Below are 19362 nucleotides of genomic sequence, written 5' to 3'. Positions count from 1 at the left end.
CCCCAACAAATAGTATGAATACTGTATGAGTAAGGTTCTTAAATATGTTTTAATCACTGCGAACTTATTAATTAGTTGCATGTCTCTGCATGCTCAATCCTTAAATCCAGATACGTTAAAAAAATATCATATTTCAGAAATTTTAACTTATAAGGTAGATAGTGCTGGAAAAAAAGTTCTACAAGGAACGAGAATCATAAATGATAAAGGAAGAACAAATGAATTGACAACCCGAAGTGAAACATACCTTGATTCCGTTCTATATTTAATTTCTTATGACACATTTAAATATTATTATGATTTGAATGATAGAATAATAAATGAATTACATACGGCAAAAGTTATTAACTTTTCAAACAAGGAACAAGGAACAAAAAATTATTCATGGAAAAATAAAACTATTTATAAAAAGACATTTATTATAAAGCCTTTTTCAAAACAAAACATTTCATATATTCATTATAAAAAAAATGAAGAAATAATAAAACGATATTCAAATGGAAAACGTATCGGTTATTTTAAATATTCTAGCGATAGTGTTCATAAATATTCAGTGGAGAAATATTACAAAAGACATTATCACAGAAATTCTGCAAAAAATAAAGACTATCCATATAAAAGACAAAGAAGTAGACATAAACCTATCTTCTACAGAAAACTAATAATCCATACAACTTCAGTTCTTAACCTATATAGTGACATCATACAAGAAAACATATCCGAAAAAGCATACTACAACAAACCCTTACCCTATTCATATATAAAAACATATCAATATTTATATGAGGATTCACTAATAAAAACATGCAAGACGACACAGCCGTATTTCGTCACAAGAACAAAAACGAAAAACGAAACTAAAAAAAACAAATACAAAATCCATAATAAAAGGATACGTTATGTTGAAGAAAAGGGGATTTTAGTTGAAGTAGAAATATACGAATACATTAAAAACCCTCTATAACCAATGAATGAAACAAGCATCATTGCACTAATATTAATACTCATCAACCTATTAGTAACGTATCAAGGATTACGTAGTCAGGTATTTTTTGATCGATTTAAATTCGAAGTTGATCGAATCTTGATACATAAAGAGTATAAGCGTATTGTCACTTCTGGCTTTTTACATGTAGGCTGGATGCACTTTGCTTCGAATATGTATACCTTATATGCATTTAGTGGTAGTATTGAAAACTACCTTGGCATCATTCCTTTTATATTGATTTATTTCGCTAGCTTAATTGGAAGCAGCTTGTTTTCACTATTTGTACACCGCAATCATGGCGACTATACAGCAGTTGGTGCATCTGGCGCTGTAAGTGGGATCGTATTCGCATCTATTGTTTTGTTCCCAGGCATGGGGATTGGATTTTTATTTTTACCCATTCATATTCCAGCGTGGCTATTCGGGCTCGTATATGTAGTATATACAATCTATGGAGTAAAATCCAAGCGCGACAATATTGGGCATGAAGCGCATTTAGGAGGCTTGGTAATTGGGGTACTTATAGCTCTAATGCTGCAACCTTCAGCAATCATAACGAATACATTCACAGTTCTGGCAATACTCTTGCCCGCAATTGGATTTATAGCTTTTGTACTACTCAAGCCACAAGCACTGCTAATCGACAATTTGTATTTTAAAAATCACGATCAACACCTTACAATGGATCATCGGTACAACCAAGCAAAAGCAAGTAAACAAAAAGAAATTGACACCATACTTGATAAGATATCTAATAAAGGTATGAGTAGCTTAAGCGAAAAAGAGAAAAGAGCACTAGAGGAATATTCTAACAGATAGTAATAGTGAATATTTATTTACTTAAAAAGAATACTATCACCATTTAACAACAGATTGAACTATAAATAAAAAATCAATTCAATGTTGTTGAATTCAGAAATGTAGTATTAAAACTGCTTACTACGTAATCGTTGAATTCAGCAGGTGTTTGATCGAAAAAACACAAACACGGCGAATTTTGGTAGCACGTAATCGTATTTTTTTCTTACTTATTTAATGAATTTTTTAAGTGCCGACATATAATATCTATTTTTAGTTCGTAACAAACTTCAAGCCTATAATGGATGCAATTAAGGTTGTTAAAAAAACCAATCGCCAAAAATCTGCTGGTTCTTTAAAAAAAATCATTCCTACAATTACAGTCCCTACTGCTCCAATGCCTGTCCATACGGCATATGCAGTACCAATAGGTAAGGATTGAGTTGCCCTGTATAATAAATACATGCTTGTAGCTGAAATTATTGCAAACCCAAGAAGCCACAGATACGAAGTCATTCCAATGGTTTCTTTTGCTTTCCCCAAACAAAAGGCGAAAAGAACTTCAAATAAGCCTGCGATAACAAGTATAATCCAATTCATAATTTTAATTTAAAATAACTACTGTGCCCCATTTCAATGATGCAATTTTAATTTAATATGTAATGCTTAATTAAATTATTCAATACATTTTTTACAAACGCAAACTTATTCAAAATAATCACTATTAAAAAAAAGTCCTTGGATTATAATAACCCAAGGACTTTGTCAATAAGATTGTAATTTTATTTCAATTCAAGCTTATACGTTATACTCCCGAAATCTTCATCCATTTCCTCCATGATTGCGCTTTTACCATCCGCAGATATTTCAATGGATACTTGACCCAATCCATCACAAGAACTAATATTTCCGCCATCCCATGCGCCATAACAGATAAGATTTTCATCCGTATTTGACCACATCCAAGTATTAGAGGCTATGTCGGCTATTCCATATTCAACATCTTTAGTTAAATACGTACCAAATTTATTAAAAGTTACTTCACTATTTTGTGGTGATTCTTTCATTCCTGCAATTGTATATTCAACTAGTTTCCAAGTTTTACAAATTTTGTTTGTCATGTCAGAATCTGCGATAGCTTGAGTAGCTTTTGCTGAAGTAAAAATTGATTTTGAACCATTAACAATTAACTCAAATCCAAAGTTTGAATCCGATAGTGTATTCACTTTTAGCGTACCATAAGAACCTAAAATAATTAAATCCGAACCCATTGTTGCATATACGCCAGTAACAATACTATCATTAGGAAAATACAATACAAAAGCATTGTTTACAAACTCAATAGCAATCAATGTAGATACTGGAGCACCATTGGTACGGTTGCTATTTGTTACCATCCATCTTTGATTTAACTTAGCGTTGCTATATGCAAATGCTGCAGGCTGGGGAGCTTCATCTTTATTTTTCTTACATGAAGACACCATTAATATCATTAGTACACAAAAAATAATAAATGGAAATTTGATTGATTTTGACATAAAATAAATAGTTAAAAGTTTAAAGTGAAACAAATATATTAATCCGTTCTAGATTTAGCTAATTCAAAAAGTGAATCAACTTCAATTCAGTCCTTAACACTTAATTTACAGATAATTAAATTAAAAAAAAAGAATCCTCTGTAAATTAAAATATTGCGAATAACTCTAATTTATAATTACAAACTACTCCCCAATAAGTATAAATGCTGACCAGTAATATGGACTGTTAAATTTCTCTGAATACAACAATTTTAATTTTGCTTCGCGAGATGCTTCTACAAAAGTTGTATGCGCTTCTTTTAAATAATTTCCATAAAAATAATTCATATACACTTGTGTTGATTGATCCGAAACCTTCCATAACGATACACTAATATTATCTGCGCCTGCATAAAACAAGGCGCGCGATAAACCAATCAATCCTTCACCTTTTGCTATTTTACCTAAACCCGTTTGGCAGGCGGAAAGTGTTACTAAATTTGCATTTAAATGAATGTTATATAAATCTCCTGAATATACACGATCATTTTCTTCAGTTGTTCCGTAGGTATAAATACAAGACAATTCTGGTTGGTCTTCATCAACCAATCCGTGCGTTGCTAAATGGATGATTGAATACTGACTAATCGAATCATTTATCAATATATTTCTTGATGCAGCTTCATAGGTATACACTATTGGTGTACTATTTCCATTAAACAATTCTTTTAATGAATCTACTTCAACCAAGGTGCCGGGCAATGAAGCTATATCACTTGAAGAATTAAAGTTTACCGGTGCAAACAACAAAATAGATTGATCTGTTTTTCTCTTTCCTGCTTTGGCATACAAAGAGCCTGCATAGGTATAGCTCACAGCAAATTTTTTGATTAAAAAATCTAATTGAGCATAATCTACTGTATCGGTTTTAGGTTTTGATTTTAGCAATGCTTCAAACGGAATTGCTCCCATTTTACCATCTGGAATTATAATTAAATGCGTACATGAACTAGGTAAGGAAGGAATAAGCTGATCGTAAAGTGTTGATGCTGTTTTAATGAATAAAGATTTATTATTAAATTTTATAGCATTACGCATTCCGGATATATACTTATCATACGTACTCATTAATGGTACGGAATAGACTTTATAATCCTTTTGAGTTATTCTAAATATTTGAATGGTATTTGTTTGCTCGGAAATAAAATATTCTACGATACAATCTGTTGGTTTTAATAGGGCCTGAAGTACTACTAACTGTATCGGCTGCACGTTGTATTTCAAATTATAATAGGCTGGATAATTTATTTCAAGCGAATGTATAAATGATTCGTACTTCCTTTTTACTTCAAAGAGCTGTGCCGCCACATTTTTCATCATCAATTCATCCGTTATACCCTTCGCTAACTTTTGTTCCAAATATGTAATGGTAGCTTTGTAGGTATCTTCTTGTTCAATTTCAGCACTGGGAATACCTGCAAACATTTTAGCCTTTGATTCTGCAATAGACTCTTGCAATACAGACGCCTTACTTCTTTCTACAAAATAATACGCCTTCGTTAAATAGAATTCCTTTCTAAAGGTATTTTGTGCCAACAACAAACATAACTCAATGCTTTTATCATAGACATCATAGCTATAAATACCCAATGCAACTTTATCATTTTTACTTGTTCGTGTTTGTCGTAGCTTATCCAATAAGGTATCGCAAGATTGATAGGTCGATAGCGCCAAGGACAAATCTTTAAGTCTTAATGTTTTTTCAGACTCACGTTTTGACAAAACCACTCCTTTCAACGTTAAGGTCGACAAGAGCAATTTTCCATCAAAATATTCTTTAATTATAGGATTGGCTGTGTAATCGGATTTAGAAAATGAACTACAATTTGAAATGAGCGATTTTTGAATAACGATCAATGCATTGTTGTAATCACCTTGATCTGAATAAATTCCAGCAATCAATGTATAACACGCAGCTGTATTTGGATGTACTTCTCCATACGCTGTTTTATAAATAGCCAATGCTTTGTTTGCATATTCTAATGCAGAAGTATACTCCTTTTTGTCTTGCACTACTTGAGCAATGCTTGAATAGACGAACGCCTTATTGGGATGGGCATCTACATACCGTTCATTCCAAATTGCAAGGGCTTTTTCATATTGCACCAAGGATGTATTGTATACCTTTTGCTTTCTATATATTTGTCCGAGATTACTGTATTCAATAGCCAATGCAGGATGATTTCTCGGATAAATTTTTTCATAAATAACCAATGCCTTTCCATAATAACCTAAGGATTGATCTAAATCAAAACCAGAATATACCAATCCCAAATTATTATATACCCCTGCTACTTGATGGGATTTTTCACCAAAAATTTTCTTGCGTAACTCCAGCGATTGGTTAAAGTATTCCAAACTTTTTTCATCGTTACCAGCTATCCAATCAATCAATCCTTGGGTATTGTAACATTCGGCAAGAGCTAATCCTTGATTCATTGAGCTTCTTTGAAGGATTTGAATCGCATGTTGAATTTGGTTCGAAGCTTGTTCTAATTGCCCTTTTTGATATAAAATTTTAGCTTGACTATTTTCTAATAATGCCCGTTCGCTTATTAAGTTGTCAGGACAAAAAGTTAAACAATTTGTGACAAGCGACTGTGCTTCTTCCAAATTATTTAAACGAATATCGCATTCCACAATTTGAGTTTGACAATATAAATACTGCGGAGAAATTTTTGATTGCTTCTTAATTACAACGTTTTCATACGCTGTTTTACTTGTTTCATATTCACCCAATTCAAATAAGCTATCGGCTATATCAATAAAGGTTTGCTCCGTTTGTGCCAAAAGAGTTAAACTGAAAAATAAATAAATCCCTGTAGATAAAATGCTTTTCATATTCTTAAAAAAAAGATTGATTTAATTTTAAAATTGAATTTCAAGACTTAGACTTGAAACGTAATCTCGTGAAAGTCCGTCCGCATTATGCAATCGACTAAGAACTTTATAACCAAACAAGCCTTTTATAGCTACAACTGTATTAAAACGATATCCAATACCCGTTAATGCAGTGATTGCTACGCCATCTGTACCTGTTGCCAATACACGAACATTCTCTGTACCTTTTGAAACTTCGTCCTTTGTAAATCGATAAATTGATAACAGTCCAACATATGCATTCCATTTTGTAGAACGAAAATTTCTTTCTACACGAAACATAACATCCTTACCTCGTTTCAAATCCCAGGAAACCGAATACTCTAAGGCTTGTGCATTAAGCGAGCTGCCAGACCACTGCGACCACCTAAATTGGTTGTCGTTTTTATTTAATGCTTGCTGATACCCTGCGGCAACCAACCAATTTCTTGTAACGAAAGATATACCTGCAACAATATCATACGTTCCTAAACTTGTTTGGTAATACATGGGCAAGGCTCTTCCATCTGAGCTTAATTTATTGGAATTATTTGTAGGCAATTTACCCCCAACTGTCCCTAAAATTTGAAATGTTTTTTTTCGCAACAATGCGTGTGTATAGGAATACGAAATATCTGACATACCCGATGTATGGGCCAATGGCCCTGAAACAAACGTATAGGGAAGTTTTAATTGAACAGATCCTCGCTTTCCAACGGCTAGATTTATATCAACCAAGGAAGTAAGAATGACATCGTTAAATTTTGTTACACCCACATATTGCAAGAATTCAACAGAGCGCAATTTAATGGACGATTTTGAACTATAACTTTGATTGGGTCGCATGGCGCCCATTGTACAAAAGCCTGCATCACTACAGCCCTGCCCCTTTGCAAAACCAGACATAAATAAAAGTGTGGCTATCAATAAAAAACTTTTGGAAAAACAATAACACTTTAGCATATTAATTTAAAAATTTACGCATCTAAACTACTAAAAAATAGGCGATTGAACAATAGAATAACAAAACAGTCATCCATATTCTTATTTCAATTTAAGATATACAGTACACTACAAGAACATTAGCAAAAAAATATTCTTACAAATTTTCAATAAATGCTCCAATTGTTGATTTATATTCCTCCATATGCTTGGGATTTAGCACAATTGCACCAATATTTGCAGATAAATTAATTGTATTATGAGCTTATTAGTAGTTGGTTCGGTTGCTTTTGACGCAATTGAAACCCCTTTCGGTAAAACAGATAAAATTTTAGGTGGTGCTGCTACCTACATCAGTTTAGCTTCTTCGTATTTCAACCCCAAAATCAACTTGGTAGGTGTTGTCGGTAGCGACTTCCCAACGTCTGATATATCTATGCTTCAATCGCATTCCATCAATACGGATGGTTTGCAGATTAAAGAAAATGAAAAAACGTTTTTCTGGTCGGGCAAATATCACAACGATATGAACACGCGTGACACTTTGGTTACAGAACTTAATGTATTGGGTTCATTTGATCCAATCATTCCTGCTACGTATCAAGATTGCGAATATTTAATGTTGGGTAATTTGGCTCCGGCTGTACAACGCACCGTTATTGAACGTTTAACAAAACGTCCGAAGTTAATTGTTATGGATACCATGAATTTCTGGATGGACATTGCAATGGATGATTTAAAACAAACATTGGCTTTGGTTGATGTGTTGTCAATAAATGATGAAGAAGCACGTCAGCTTTCTGGAGAGTACTCTTTGGTTAAAGCAGCTCGCAAAATCATCGCAATGGGACCAAAAGTATTAATCATTAAAAAAGGCGAACACGGTGCTTTATTATTCAACAAAGACCAAGTATTCTTTGCTCCTGCATTACCATTAGAAGATGTGTTTGATCCGACCGGCGCTGGAGACACGTTTGCTGGTGGATTTATCGGCTATATTGCAAGTACAAAAGATACCTCTTTCGAAAACATGAAACGTGCCATTATATACGGCTCTGCAATGGCTTCCTTCTGTGTAGAGAAATTTGGAACAGAACGCATAGTTGGATTAAGCAAAAAAGAATTGGACGATCGCTTGCAAGAATTTGTGGATTTGGTTCAATTTGAAATTCATTTATAATTCACTTTCTTTAATAACATAACAAATCAGCCTTCCAACGAAGGCTGATTTGTTATATAGCAAACATACGAATCATATATTTTATTCGTATATTATATAGTAAAATACACTCAAACATCTTTCACAGAATGAATAAATTGGCACCCTATATTTTTGCTGCGCTTTCTTTTTTGATTGCATCCTCTTGCCGTTCTGTAAAACCACAAGCACCTACCGAAGCGTACCAGACACTTGAGTATAAAGCGCCTGTTTCACATGTAGTAGTACCAATTGAATTATCCCTACGTGAAATTGAAACGCAATTGAATGCGCAATTAAACGGCCTCATCTACGACGACACCGATTACGAAGATGGCGTATTGATGAAAGTATGGAAAGTGAGTCCCATTCTGCTTTCAATGAAAGGTGAAGACATTGTCTATGAAGTACCCATTAAAATATGGGCAAAAATAAAATGGGAAATCAATCAGTTTGGATTAAATATTTCGGATGAATTTACAGCCGATGCTTCCTTACGCATGACCTTCAACACCAAATTGAAAATTGGAGTATTTTGGAAATTGGAACCACAAACAAGTTTACAAAAGTACGATTGGATACAAAAACCTGTTATCACTGGTGGCAGTATTTCAATGCCGATAACATTTATTGCAGATCGCGTAATCAAGTCGCAACAAAAAGTAATAACAGAGTCTATCGACAATGAAATAAAAAACCAAGTTGAATTACGAAAATATGTGGAAGAAGGCTGGAACGCAATGCACCAGCCCATACAAGTATATGAGAACCCAACAGCATGGTTGCGCATACGTCCTTCAGCGATTTTTGTAACGCCTTTGTCAGGTGACAAAGACTATGCTCGAGCTTCAATCCGTATCGATGGGGTCACAGAAACGTTTGTAGGAAAAAAGCCTGAAACAAAGCTTACCAATTTACCCAATGCAACATACATTAATAATGCAGCGGGTAATTTTACTATTTCTTTGGTAAATGATATGACGTATGAAGAAGCAGGGAAAATTGCTACGCAACATTTAGGTGGACAAACATTCAGCTCTTCAAACGGAAAGAAAAAAGTACGCATCGATAGTATTTATATTTATGGTGGTGGAGATAATTTAATTGTTAAAACAAAAGTGTCTGGAAGCATTACCGGTTTTATTTATTTGAGAGGAAAACCAACATACGATTCTGTTTCTCAAACCATCTATTTAAAGAACTTAGATTATTCCATAGAGACTAAAAATGCAATGGTTAAAACGGGAAATTGGATTTTGAAAAGTACGCTTACCAAGCGCATGCAAGAAGCCCTTCGATATTCCTTAGCTGCAGATTTAATCGAGATTAAAAAACAAGCAAATTCTTATATAAGCAATTACACCATCACAAAAAATGTATCTGTAAAAGCAAATATCACAGAACTTGAACCGAAAGAAATATTTGTAACGAAGGAATCCATCAAAGCAGTTATTTATGCAACCGGATCCATGCGTATGTCTATCAAAGGAATAGATTTTCAATAATGGAAAAAATAGTAAAGACCTACCGCAAGCGTTTATACGATCTCACAACAGGGAATCGTTCTTTACTATTTTTGCGTTTATCTGCCACGCAAGAATTAGATTTGAATGAATTGCATTTTTTAGATAAACATGGGGCATTCCATTATATAGAAGAATTACTAACTGAAAAGAAAACAATTCGACTTGCTCCCGTTCAAGAGCCTCGGGTTGAGAAGGTGCAAGTTGTTTCTTCTACACTAAAAAAAATATATCGCAAACTCGGACAAATATACGAAGAGCGGGGCTTGTATGAATGTTATGTAGGCTGGTTGTTTGCAGAAGGAAAATGGAAAGAAGGCACACCATTTCGAGCACCCCTATTATTTTTTCCGGTACAATTAATAATGGAAGGAAATGTATGGTTCTTAAAGAGAGAGAGTCGAAGCATACATCTCAATAAAAGTTTATTGTTGGCTTTTGCGCATTACCATGATTTAATTATTTCCGATGAGGTATTGGAAGAAGACTTCGAAGAGTTTTCCTCTGACCCAACCGAATTTAGAACACAACTGTATGAATGGTTAAAGAAAACCAAACTCGAATTTTTATTCAGTACAGCCTATTTTCAACAAGAAGTTCCTGCACTTAAAACATACAAACGACAAGAGTTTGAAGAACTGTACGCCTTAGGCGAAATGCGCATACAGACCAATGCAGTCTTAGGCATCTTCCCACAAGCAGGTTCTACGATTGCTGCAGACTACGATGTGTGGGCGCAGCAACTTACTGAAACATCCTTAGAAAATTTCTTTGCGGAACGTAATAACATCATCTTACCAAACGATCCCTACAAAGAAGACTTGATGACACCATACAGTATGGATGCATCACAAGAATTTGCTGTGCGCGAAGTATTATCAGGAAAATCCATCGTCATACAAGGTCCGCCAGGTTCTGGAAAATCCGAAACCATCTGTAATATGATTTGCTCTGCGATTGCAGCAGGGAAAAAAATATTGGTAGTGTCGCATAAACGAGCAGCTTTGGAAGTAGTTGCAAAACGTCTTGGACAAAAATCGTTGAATGATTTTTTTGCATTGGTTCACGATGTTAAATTCGATCAACGTGCTTTGTATGTTAAAATAGACAAACAGATTGAGAATATTGAAACGTATCAAACCATGAACAATGGCCTGGATGCTATTCATATGGAACGAGAATTTTCGTCTTCTGTAAAACTACTGACACAACTAAATACGCACAGCGAAGAATTTAGAAATGCACTATTTGATGCCCATGTGTGTGGCTTTAGCGCGCACGAATTATATTTAAAAGCGAGTGATTCAAATCAGCGTATTAATCTAAGCGACATATACACGCACTATCCTGCCAAAGAGTTGGAACGTTTGGTGTATGCCGTTCAAACCTATAGTATTTATTCTGCAATCCCTTTTCCCAACGTATCACTGTGGAAGTATCGCATAGAAATGCCTGTACTTACGACAACACTATTTGATATTTGGAAGACGAAAGCACAATCATTAAAATTAAGTATCGATCACTTTGCACATCAATTTATAGGAACGAACGCAACGAACGTTTTAAATCAATACAATTTTTTCTTAGAAAATACGAGTCTGGTTGGTTCATTTGTAGATGCCTTGAACAAGCCAGAAGTGCAAAAAATATGGAACAGTTTTAGCTTACCTGTACAACTGAATACCATCCAACCACTCATTGAATCACTTTCGGCTACAACACAAAAGTATGGATTGGTATTCAACACCTACTCATTTTCGGAACTGCATACATTACAAACTCTTTTAATTACAGCGAAAGTAAAACAAGCCAATCCATTTTCTTGGTTCTTTTTTAAATTATTTTCTTCGGATTATAAAAAAATAAAATCATTTGCTGTATCCATTGGCGTTGAAATCAAGTCTACACCAATGGATAATATGATTGCAACACTACAACAAATCTTACTAGTAGAAAACTATGTAGCTGATTTAAGCAAGCATACATCCTATACATTTGATTTAAAGAATGCAGCCTCGATACGTCACGTTGAAGAGACTATACAACATCTACATCATGACATTCAAGAGATGGAATCTAAAAACCCATCTCTTTCTCAATATATACTGGGCAATATATCAACAACGATTGTTTCGCTACTATCAAAGACACAACACGCACAGGTAGAATTAGCTGAACAACTATCGGAAAATAGTACGTATTTCAGCAGTGTACAACAACACATTTTTATAGAACATGCACCGTTATTGACGGAATGGATGGTATTTATTGAAACACATATAAACGACATTACACATCTAGATAGCTTATTAGAATCCTTAAGTCCGACAGATCGAATTTGCATTCAACGCATCGAACAACAGGCTGAAAAGTTTCCTGCCTCTACATGGAGTAACATTGTAGAGCAATCAATCTTAGCGCATTGGATTCAGCACGTAGAATTGGTTTATCCTATTCTTAAAAGTTTAGATACACTTCGTTGGAAACAATTTGCACAAGATTGGGAAACACATTCTGAAAAACGCAAAACGCTTTCTCTCGAAATGATTCTAGGAAAATTGCGAGAACAAACGTATCGGGATATGGTATTTAATCGATTGCAAAATCGAGTTACGTATCGCGACTTACAACATCAAACAACTAAAAAGAAACGCGTATGGCCCATGCGCAAATTAATGCAAGAATATGCGCAAGAGGTATTTTCCTTAATTCCGTGTTGGATGATGTCACCCGAACAGGTATCCTGCGTTTTTCCGCTTGAACAATTATTTGATTTAATCATTATTGACGAAGCATCCCAATGTTATACCGAGCATAGCTTACCTGCCATGTATCGGGCCAAGCAAGTAGTGATTGCAGGTGATTCGCAACAACTCCCTCCAAGCGATTTATATCGCGTACGCTGGGACGATGAAGCAGAAAACGAAGCCGATATTGAGATCGACTCTTTATTAGATTTAGGTGGAAGATATTTGTCAAGCATTTTACTAACTGGCCACTACCGAAGTAAGTATCCAGAACTGATTGCCTTTTCAAACCAAAAATTTTATAATAATAAATTAAACTACATACCAAGCTATTCAGACATTCATTCAGATATCAAACCCATAAGTTATTACAAAGTAGCTGGTGTATGGTCGAGTAGTCTCAATAAGATTGAAGCTGAAAAAGTAGTTGCGATAACCTTAGAACTTATTCAAAACAAAAAACATTCTATTGGTATTGTTTGTTTCAACTTTCAACAAGCTACCTACATTCAAGATTTATTGGAAGAGCAAGCAATTGCAAAACACATTTCAATACCAGAAGAAGTTTTTGTTAAAAACATTGAAAACGTTCAAGGTGATGAACGCGATGTAATTATTTTCTCTATTGGCTATGCACCTGATATCAACGGAAAATTTTCTATGCTGTTTGGCAGTTTAAATATGCAAGGGGGCGAAAAGCGTATGAATGTTGCAGTATCTAGAGCGCGGGAACAAGTGATTGTTGTTGCAAGTATCATGCCTCAAGAACTTAGAACGGATACCTTGAAACACGAAGGTCCGCGGGTATTAAAAGAGTATCTACAATACGCTTGGGATTGCCAACAGTTTGATAGAGATAATTTCTTTGCAAAAAATGCTTCGACTATTTCATCTACATCAACTGCACAAAAAGTTGTTGACTTATTGCAACCAAATGCATCAATAAACATTAGACCTGTTTATCCATTTGCAAGTTTAACCCTGCAGACTGAAAATACCAATTCGCTGATTGACACAGACGACGAACGATATAAAAATATTGAATATGCTAAATACTGGCATTTCAATAAACCCCTTTTATTACAACAAAAAGGCTGGGCATATCAACACCTCTTTTCAAGAACGCTATACGCAACATCTTCGGAGGAGCTTAGAACATCCGTTTTCAGTAAACATGTTTCATCCCAATAAAATAAAAAAGGAATCGAAAACAAACTCAGTCAAATGAATTGTAGAAAATATTGAGAATGGTTGGTTGAAAAAACACAACCATGGCAAAATAAATTAAAATGCTTATAACATAATTATATTTACAACCCATATTTTATCATGATTCTTGATCAATTACGTATTCTCAAAAATATACCCGACGAACAATTCGACGCGATATACCCATTTGAAATACGTGAATTATCTGATCGTCATTGGACCTCTGTCTATGTAGCCAAATTGTCTGCGGGATATTTATGCAATCAAAAGAATGTTAAGGTTCTTGATATTGGCAGCGGCGTTGGTAAATTTTGTTTGGTTGGGGCTACACTCCATCCAAAATCAGATTTTTATGGAGTAGACATTCGTCAGAATTTGATTGACATATCAAATTCAATAAAAACAAAATACGCAATTCCGAATACATCCTTCTTTCAAAAAGATGTATTACAAATGGATTTTAGTGGCTACGATGGAATTTATTTTTTCAATTCCTTTCAAGAAAAAATAGATACGACTTCTGTTATTGATCGACACAGTGAAATTTCAGTAGATATGTATATGACTTATGTAAATCATATTTTTAATGAATTAAACAAAGTTCCTGTAGGTACAAAATTGGTCACGTATTATTCCGAAGAGTTTTATGTCCCAAAAACATTCAAACTAATTTCTACCCATATCAAAGGCGAATTAAAATTCTATCTAAAAGATATGGAAGCGGATGAAATCCATACACAATTAAATACAGAAGATGTTGACGACCATATCGACAAACATACTTTCCTAAACGACCTCAATACATAGTTGTCTTGTATGATCCTTTCCTTATTCTATTCTATTGTCTTCTTTATCCAAGCAATCTTGACGCCTGGTGCAAATAAGATTGATGGAAAACATATAAAAACATTGCGTGCTAGAATACATAAAATTGCACAAATGGATTCCGTTATTTGTGAAAGTTCAGCCTTAGTAAAACCCGACTCTATTTTTGATATTTATTATACATTAAATGATAGTGGCTGCAAACCAGAAGTATTTGCCATCAATGAAAAAGGAAAACTATTAGATACCAAAATAATCCCCGACAGTCGCAACCATGATTGGGAATCAATGGTTTTTTATAAAGACAGTTTACAACATCCGCATTTGGTTATTGGCGATATGGGTAACAATACTAGTCAGAGAAAAGATCTCTGTTTGTATGATTACAATACACATACCGATCACACAATTCAACATACTTTTATTTACGAAGATCAACAACGAACTATAAATAATGCTGAAAGCAAAAATTACGACTGCGAGGCTTTTTTCATTCAAGACAGCAGCTATTACTTACTTTCAAAAAATTGGGAGAAAGGCCCGGTCAAGATGTATCAACTAGCGCAAGATACTGCTGTACACACTGCAATCGTTGTGCAAAAAATACACATGAAAGGAATGATTACAGATTGTTCGTTTCATTACAGCACCCTTAGAAAAAGAAAAGAACTAGCAGTACTACTATATGGCAGAATTTTTTTATTTGAAATATCTCAAAAAAAATCAGCAATTGAGTTAATACCTTTTGGTGTAATTAAATTTTCTACCGGCGGACAAACGGAAGGGATTTGCTTGTATAATGAAAATGAATTACGGGTATGCAATGAAAAAGGAAAACTATTCAGCGTACGAATTAATAACAAAAAAATAAAATAACCTTTTTAATTTAGAGTTGCTTGGTTAAAACATAAAGACAAAAGCTATTCAAATTTAGAACAAAAAAAACATTATTCTTTCAATTCATAAATGCTGGCCGAAAAGGCACAACGAAAAGATTGGCTGTCATGCCAAATATAAAAAAGGGCATTGACAATTTCAACTACTATTGAAGCGATCAATGCCCTTTAAAATATATTAAATTATTTTTCGATTATTGTTACAAACAAACAATATCAATGCATTATTTATTTAATTGCATTAAACGCATTTTCTAAATCAGCAAGTATATCGCTCACATGTTCAATACCAATAGATAAACGCAATAAGCCTGGAGTAACGCCTGCAACAATTTGTGCATCATCACTTAATTGTTGATGCGTAGTAGATGCTGGATGAATGATCAATGTTTTTGCATCCCCTACGTTCGCCAAATTGCTGATCATTTTTAAGTTATTGATAAACTCAGAAGCCTTATCTTTGCCACCTTTCACTTCAAAAGACAATACAGCACCGTATCCCTTTTTCAAATATTTTTTTGCTAAAGTATGGTATTTACTAGATGCTAAACCTGGGTAATTTACCTTTTCAACTTGCGCGTGTTTTTCAAGCCACTCCGCTACAGCTTGTGTATTCTGTACGTGACGTTCCATTCGTAAAGACAAGGTCTCAATACCTTGAAGTAATAAGAATGAGTTAAACGGACTTTGACACGGACCAAAATCACGTAAGCCTTCAACACGTGCACGAATAGCAAATGCGATATTACCGAATGGACCATTCGTACCAAATACATCCCAGAATACTAAACCATGATATCCATCAGATGGCTCAGAGAATTGTGGGAATTTACCATTCCCCCAATTATAATTACCACCATCAACAATAACCCCACCTACAGAAGTACCATGTCCGCCAATCCATTTTGTTGCAGATTCAACAACAACGTTTGCGCCATGTTCAAGCGGTCTAAATAAATAACCGCCTGCACCAAATGTATTGTCAACGATTAATGGCAAGTCGTGTTTTTTTGCCAAGGCAGCAAAAGCTTCAAAATCAGGAATACTAAATTCAGGATTACCAATCGTTTCAACAAAGATTGCTTTTGTTTTCGCATCAATCAGTTTTTCAAAACTATCAACGTCCGTTCCATTCGCAAAACGTGCATCAATACCCAATCGTTTAAAAGATACTTTAAATTGATTGTAGGTACCTCCATATAAAAAAGAGCTTGTGATAAAGTTTTCTCCAGATTGAAGAATATTTGTTAATGCTATAAATTGAGCCGCTTGTCCAGACGATGTTGCCACAGCAGCAACACCTCCTTCAAGGGCAGCGATACGTTTTTCAAATACATCCGTAGTCGGATTCATGATACGCGTATAAATATTACCAAACTCTTTCAATGCGAATAAATTTGCACCATGATTGGAGTCCTTAAAAACGTAGGAAGTAGTTTGATAAATGGGAACAGCACGAGAAAGCGTTGTAGGATCAACTTCTTGACCAGCGTGCACCTGTAATGTTTCAAATTGTAAAGACATAATACTTATTTTTTTAATGATTAAATAAACCCAAATTTAAAGGCTTGTTAGACGAACCGCATCGAATAAATTCGTAAATATAACAAAGAGCCAAACGATAGTGTCAAGGCAAACATAAGAATATTATTCTGAATATAACAATTTAACAATTAATTTTAAAATAATATTCTGTTTTAATAACAAATACAACAAAATACAATTAAATCCATCTATTCTATCCGTACTGATGTGAATGTATCTATTCTGTATCTGAATATCCTATTTGTATATCATTTGAAATTTATTTCCCCTTCTACACAGCTATTTTTTGAGTATTCGAATATACACTATTTAAGGCTTCAATCCATCCGTATTAACACATACCAGTTGCCTAGAAAACACATTGAATACAAGTGCTTAAATACATAAAAAACGTCTCATAAATTGCATCAAAACAGATATCAATAACTATATATTTTATTGATAGAACACGGAAACCACTATTATTTCCCCTTGAAAAAAATCATATCCACCCACTAAATTATTTATTTATAAGCGCATTCAATTCTGTAGCAAATCTGTAGTTTTATCGTTTTTTAATCTTTCACATTGAAATATCAGCTATTAGAACTATCTTTTCAGAACACAGAATCTCCGATACTTTTTCGGTGTGGGATTACAAAAAAATTTCATACCAATGTCGCACTTAGAAGATATTTCTTTACAAGTTGTTCAATTTTATTTATCGCTGGATTCAGATCTTGCTTCCTTTCAAAAGCAGGCAAACTATGGATGTATAACGGGTTGTTCTAAATGCTGCACCTCGCCAAATATAGAAGCAACGATTCTGGAAATGCTTCCTTATGCGTTCCACTTATATAAAGACAATCAAGCAGAGACGATTTACGATTCGTTGTTGTCAAACAAATCGCCGATTTGTTCGCTCTACAAAACCCTACAAACGGAAACACAAAAAGGGGGCTGTTCGGATTATGCATATCGGGCATTGGTATGTAGGTTGTTCGGATCTTCCTTTACACGTGATAAAAGTGGAGAATCAACTTTACTAGCCTGTAAGGATATTAAATCTACCTTTCCGACATTGCAGGTGGATGTCAATAAACAAGCCCATGACGGACTGCAGGTTCCATTAGCAACAAACTATTACAATCAACTTTCTGATATTGATTATAATTTAAGTAAACAGCAATACCCCATCAATGAAGCTATGCGGCTTGCAATCGAAATGGTATTGAACCACTTTCATTATAGTGACCCTTCCAGTGAAGATCATAAAAATGCTTCCTAATGCATTTTTTGAATTCATGTGACTCATTTGTATTTTAAATGTGATTCTTATCAATTGATTCGTACTCTTTAAATGGGTAACTTGATTTACCTTTAAAATAGATCAATCATGTGCATTCCACTTTTACATTCAACTATTTTTTTGCTTTGTTTTACATTGACACTTGCTTGTAAAAAAAAAACAGGAATCCATACAACCTGAGGTTAAAGATGTAACAGAATCGGTTTATGCTTCTGGAAAAACTAAAGCGAAAGAACAGTATGCTGTTTACTCAACTGTAAATGGAATATTAAAAAAAATACTTGTAAAACCTGGTGATACGGTTAAAGCTGGTCAAACACTTTTTCTTTTAGATGATGTTAGTTCAGAGTTGGCGCAAAATAATGCGATGCTTACTCTTGAATTAAGCCAAGAGAATAGCAAAGTAAATTCAGACAAGTTGCAAGAACTAGAATTAAATAAAAACATCGCCTTTCAAAAACTTCAGCTCGATTCAAGTCTTTACTTTAAGCAGAAAAATTTGTGGGCTCAAAAGATAGGTACGGAAATAGAATTTGAACAACGAGAACTTACCTATAAAACATCAAAATCAAATTACGAAATTACAAACAGTCGATTTTTACAAACTAAAAGACAGTTGTTAAATGATACAAAACGCGCCTCAAATAACTACACACTCACACAAAAACAAAAATCAGACTATAGTATTGAATGGTACCGTATACGACATATTAAAAGACGAAGGCGAATTAATTACACCACAAACTGCTATTGCTGTAATAGGTTTAAGTAAACAATTTGAATTGGAATTAGAAGTTGATGAAAAAGATATAGCACGAATAAATATTGGACAAAGCTTAGGTTTAAATAAATTATTATTTAAAGCCCCCATTTCCGATCCCTGCACTGTCATGGGTTTAAATTTCCCCAATCGTGTCGGGCTTGCCGCAGGTTTAGACAAAAATGGCGCATACGTCGATGCGTTGGC

Annotated in this window: 14 protein-coding genes and 1 pseudogene; 10 read left to right on the top strand and 5 right to left on the bottom strand. The window is 34.3% G+C overall.

Features of this window, described 5'->3' with window-relative positions; genetic code table 11:
- Positions 1-25: 25 nt before the first annotated feature.
- Together Q0543_RS16015 and Q0543_RS16010 are read left to right on the top strand one after the other, a co-directional pair.
- Positions 26-964 carry a hypothetical protein gene (locus tag Q0543_RS16015; RefSeq protein ID WP_299255442.1) on the top strand — a complete coding sequence of 313 codons (939 nt, stop codon included), beginning with the start codon at positions 26-28 and terminating at the stop codon, positions 962-964.
- A 3-nt stretch (positions 965-967) separates the two neighbouring features.
- Positions 968-1807 carry a rhomboid family intramembrane serine protease gene (locus tag Q0543_RS16010; protein ID WP_299255440.1) on the top strand — a complete coding sequence of 280 codons (840 nt, stop codon included), beginning with the start codon at positions 968-970 and terminating at the stop codon, positions 1805-1807.
- Between the two features lie 252 nt (positions 1808-2059).
- Here the strand turns inward: Q0543_RS16010 and Q0543_RS16005 are convergent, their stop codons facing one another.
- From Q0543_RS16005 to Q0543_RS15990, 4 genes are all read right to left on the bottom strand, one after another.
- Positions 2060-2386 (bottom strand): multidrug efflux SMR transporter, encoded by a 327-nt coding sequence (locus Q0543_RS16005; RefSeq protein ID WP_299255438.1) that lies wholly within the window; start codon positions 2384-2386, stop codon positions 2060-2062.
- Between the two features lie 182 nt (positions 2387-2568).
- Positions 2569-3324, bottom strand: a complete 756-nt coding sequence (locus Q0543_RS16000; RefSeq protein ID WP_299255436.1) for a hypothetical protein — start codon at positions 3322-3324, stop codon at positions 2569-2571.
- Positions 3325-3507: 183 nt separating this feature from the next.
- A complete protein-coding gene (locus Q0543_RS15995; protein WP_299255434.1) occupies positions 3508-6204 on the bottom strand; it encodes a CHAT domain-containing tetratricopeptide repeat protein in 2697 nt (898 codons plus the stop codon).
- 27 nt (positions 6205-6231) lie between these two features.
- Complete coding sequence (locus Q0543_RS15990; RefSeq protein ID WP_299255432.1) at positions 6232-7128, bottom strand: hypothetical protein; 897 nt, start codon at positions 7126-7128, stop codon at positions 6232-6234.
- Between the two features lie 295 nt (positions 7129-7423).
- Here Q0543_RS15990 and Q0543_RS15985 point away from each other — a divergent pair, with 295 nt between their 5' ends.
- The 5 genes from Q0543_RS15985 to Q0543_RS15965 all read left to right on the top strand — a co-directional run bounded on the left by Q0543_RS15985 (position 7424) and on the right by Q0543_RS15965 (position 15542).
- Positions 7424-8344, top strand: a complete 921-nt coding sequence (locus Q0543_RS15985) for a PfkB family carbohydrate kinase (RefSeq protein WP_299255430.1) — start codon at positions 7424-7426, stop codon at positions 8342-8344.
- 128 nt (positions 8345-8472) lie between these two features.
- Entirely contained in the window at positions 8473-9867 is a 1395-nt protein-coding gene (locus tag Q0543_RS15980; RefSeq protein ID WP_299255428.1) for a DUF4403 family protein, read from the top strand.
- The gene (locus Q0543_RS15975; RefSeq protein WP_299255426.1) at positions 9867-13823 is read left to right on the top strand and encodes an AAA domain-containing protein; all 3957 of its coding nucleotides are present in this window, start codon (positions 9867-9869) and stop codon (positions 13821-13823) included. Before Q0543_RS15980 ends, Q0543_RS15975 begins: the two co-directional genes overlap by 1 nt.
- Before the next feature lie 138 nt (positions 13824-13961).
- Positions 13962-14648 (top strand): class I SAM-dependent methyltransferase, encoded by a 687-nt coding sequence (locus Q0543_RS15970; protein ID WP_299255424.1) that lies wholly within the window; start codon positions 13962-13964, stop codon positions 14646-14648.
- A gap of 9 nt (positions 14649-14657) precedes the next feature.
- Positions 14658-15542, top strand: coding sequence for a hypothetical protein (locus Q0543_RS15965; RefSeq protein ID WP_299255422.1), 885 nt, complete (start codon positions 14658-14660; stop codon positions 15540-15542).
- Between the two features lie 248 nt (positions 15543-15790).
- Here Q0543_RS15965 and Q0543_RS15960 read toward each other — a convergent pair whose 3' ends face one another.
- Positions 15791-17086 carry an O-acetylhomoserine aminocarboxypropyltransferase/cysteine synthase family protein gene (locus Q0543_RS15960; protein ID WP_299255420.1) on the bottom strand — a complete coding sequence of 432 codons (1296 nt, stop codon included), beginning with the start codon at positions 17084-17086 and terminating at the stop codon, positions 15791-15793.
- A 676-nt stretch (positions 17087-17762) separates the two neighbouring features.
- Between Q0543_RS15960 and Q0543_RS15955 the strand changes: the two genes are divergently transcribed.
- The 3 genes and pseudogenes from Q0543_RS15955 to Q0543_RS15945 form a co-directional block, all read left to right on the top strand.
- The gene (locus Q0543_RS15955; protein WP_299255418.1) at positions 17763-18374 is read left to right on the top strand and encodes a YkgJ family cysteine cluster protein; all 612 of its coding nucleotides are present in this window, start codon (positions 17763-17765) and stop codon (positions 18372-18374) included.
- Between the two features lie 163 nt (positions 18375-18537).
- The gene (locus tag Q0543_RS15950) at positions 18538-19167 is read left to right on the top strand and encodes a biotin/lipoyl-binding protein (RefSeq protein WP_299255416.1); all 630 of its coding nucleotides are present in this window, start codon (positions 18538-18540) and stop codon (positions 19165-19167) included.
- Positions 19168-19177: 10 nt separating this feature from the next.
- Positions 19178-19362, top strand: a pseudogene (locus tag Q0543_RS15945) (hypothetical protein); the annotation flags it as partial.

Origin of the sequence: uncultured Cytophaga sp. (assembly GCF_937863595.1) — a bacterium.
Lineage (GTDB): Bacteria > Bacteroidota > Bacteroidia > Cytophagales > Cytophagaceae > Cytophaga.
Note: the sequence above shows the minus strand (reverse complement) of the source record. Positions and strands in the feature narration are given on the sequence as shown.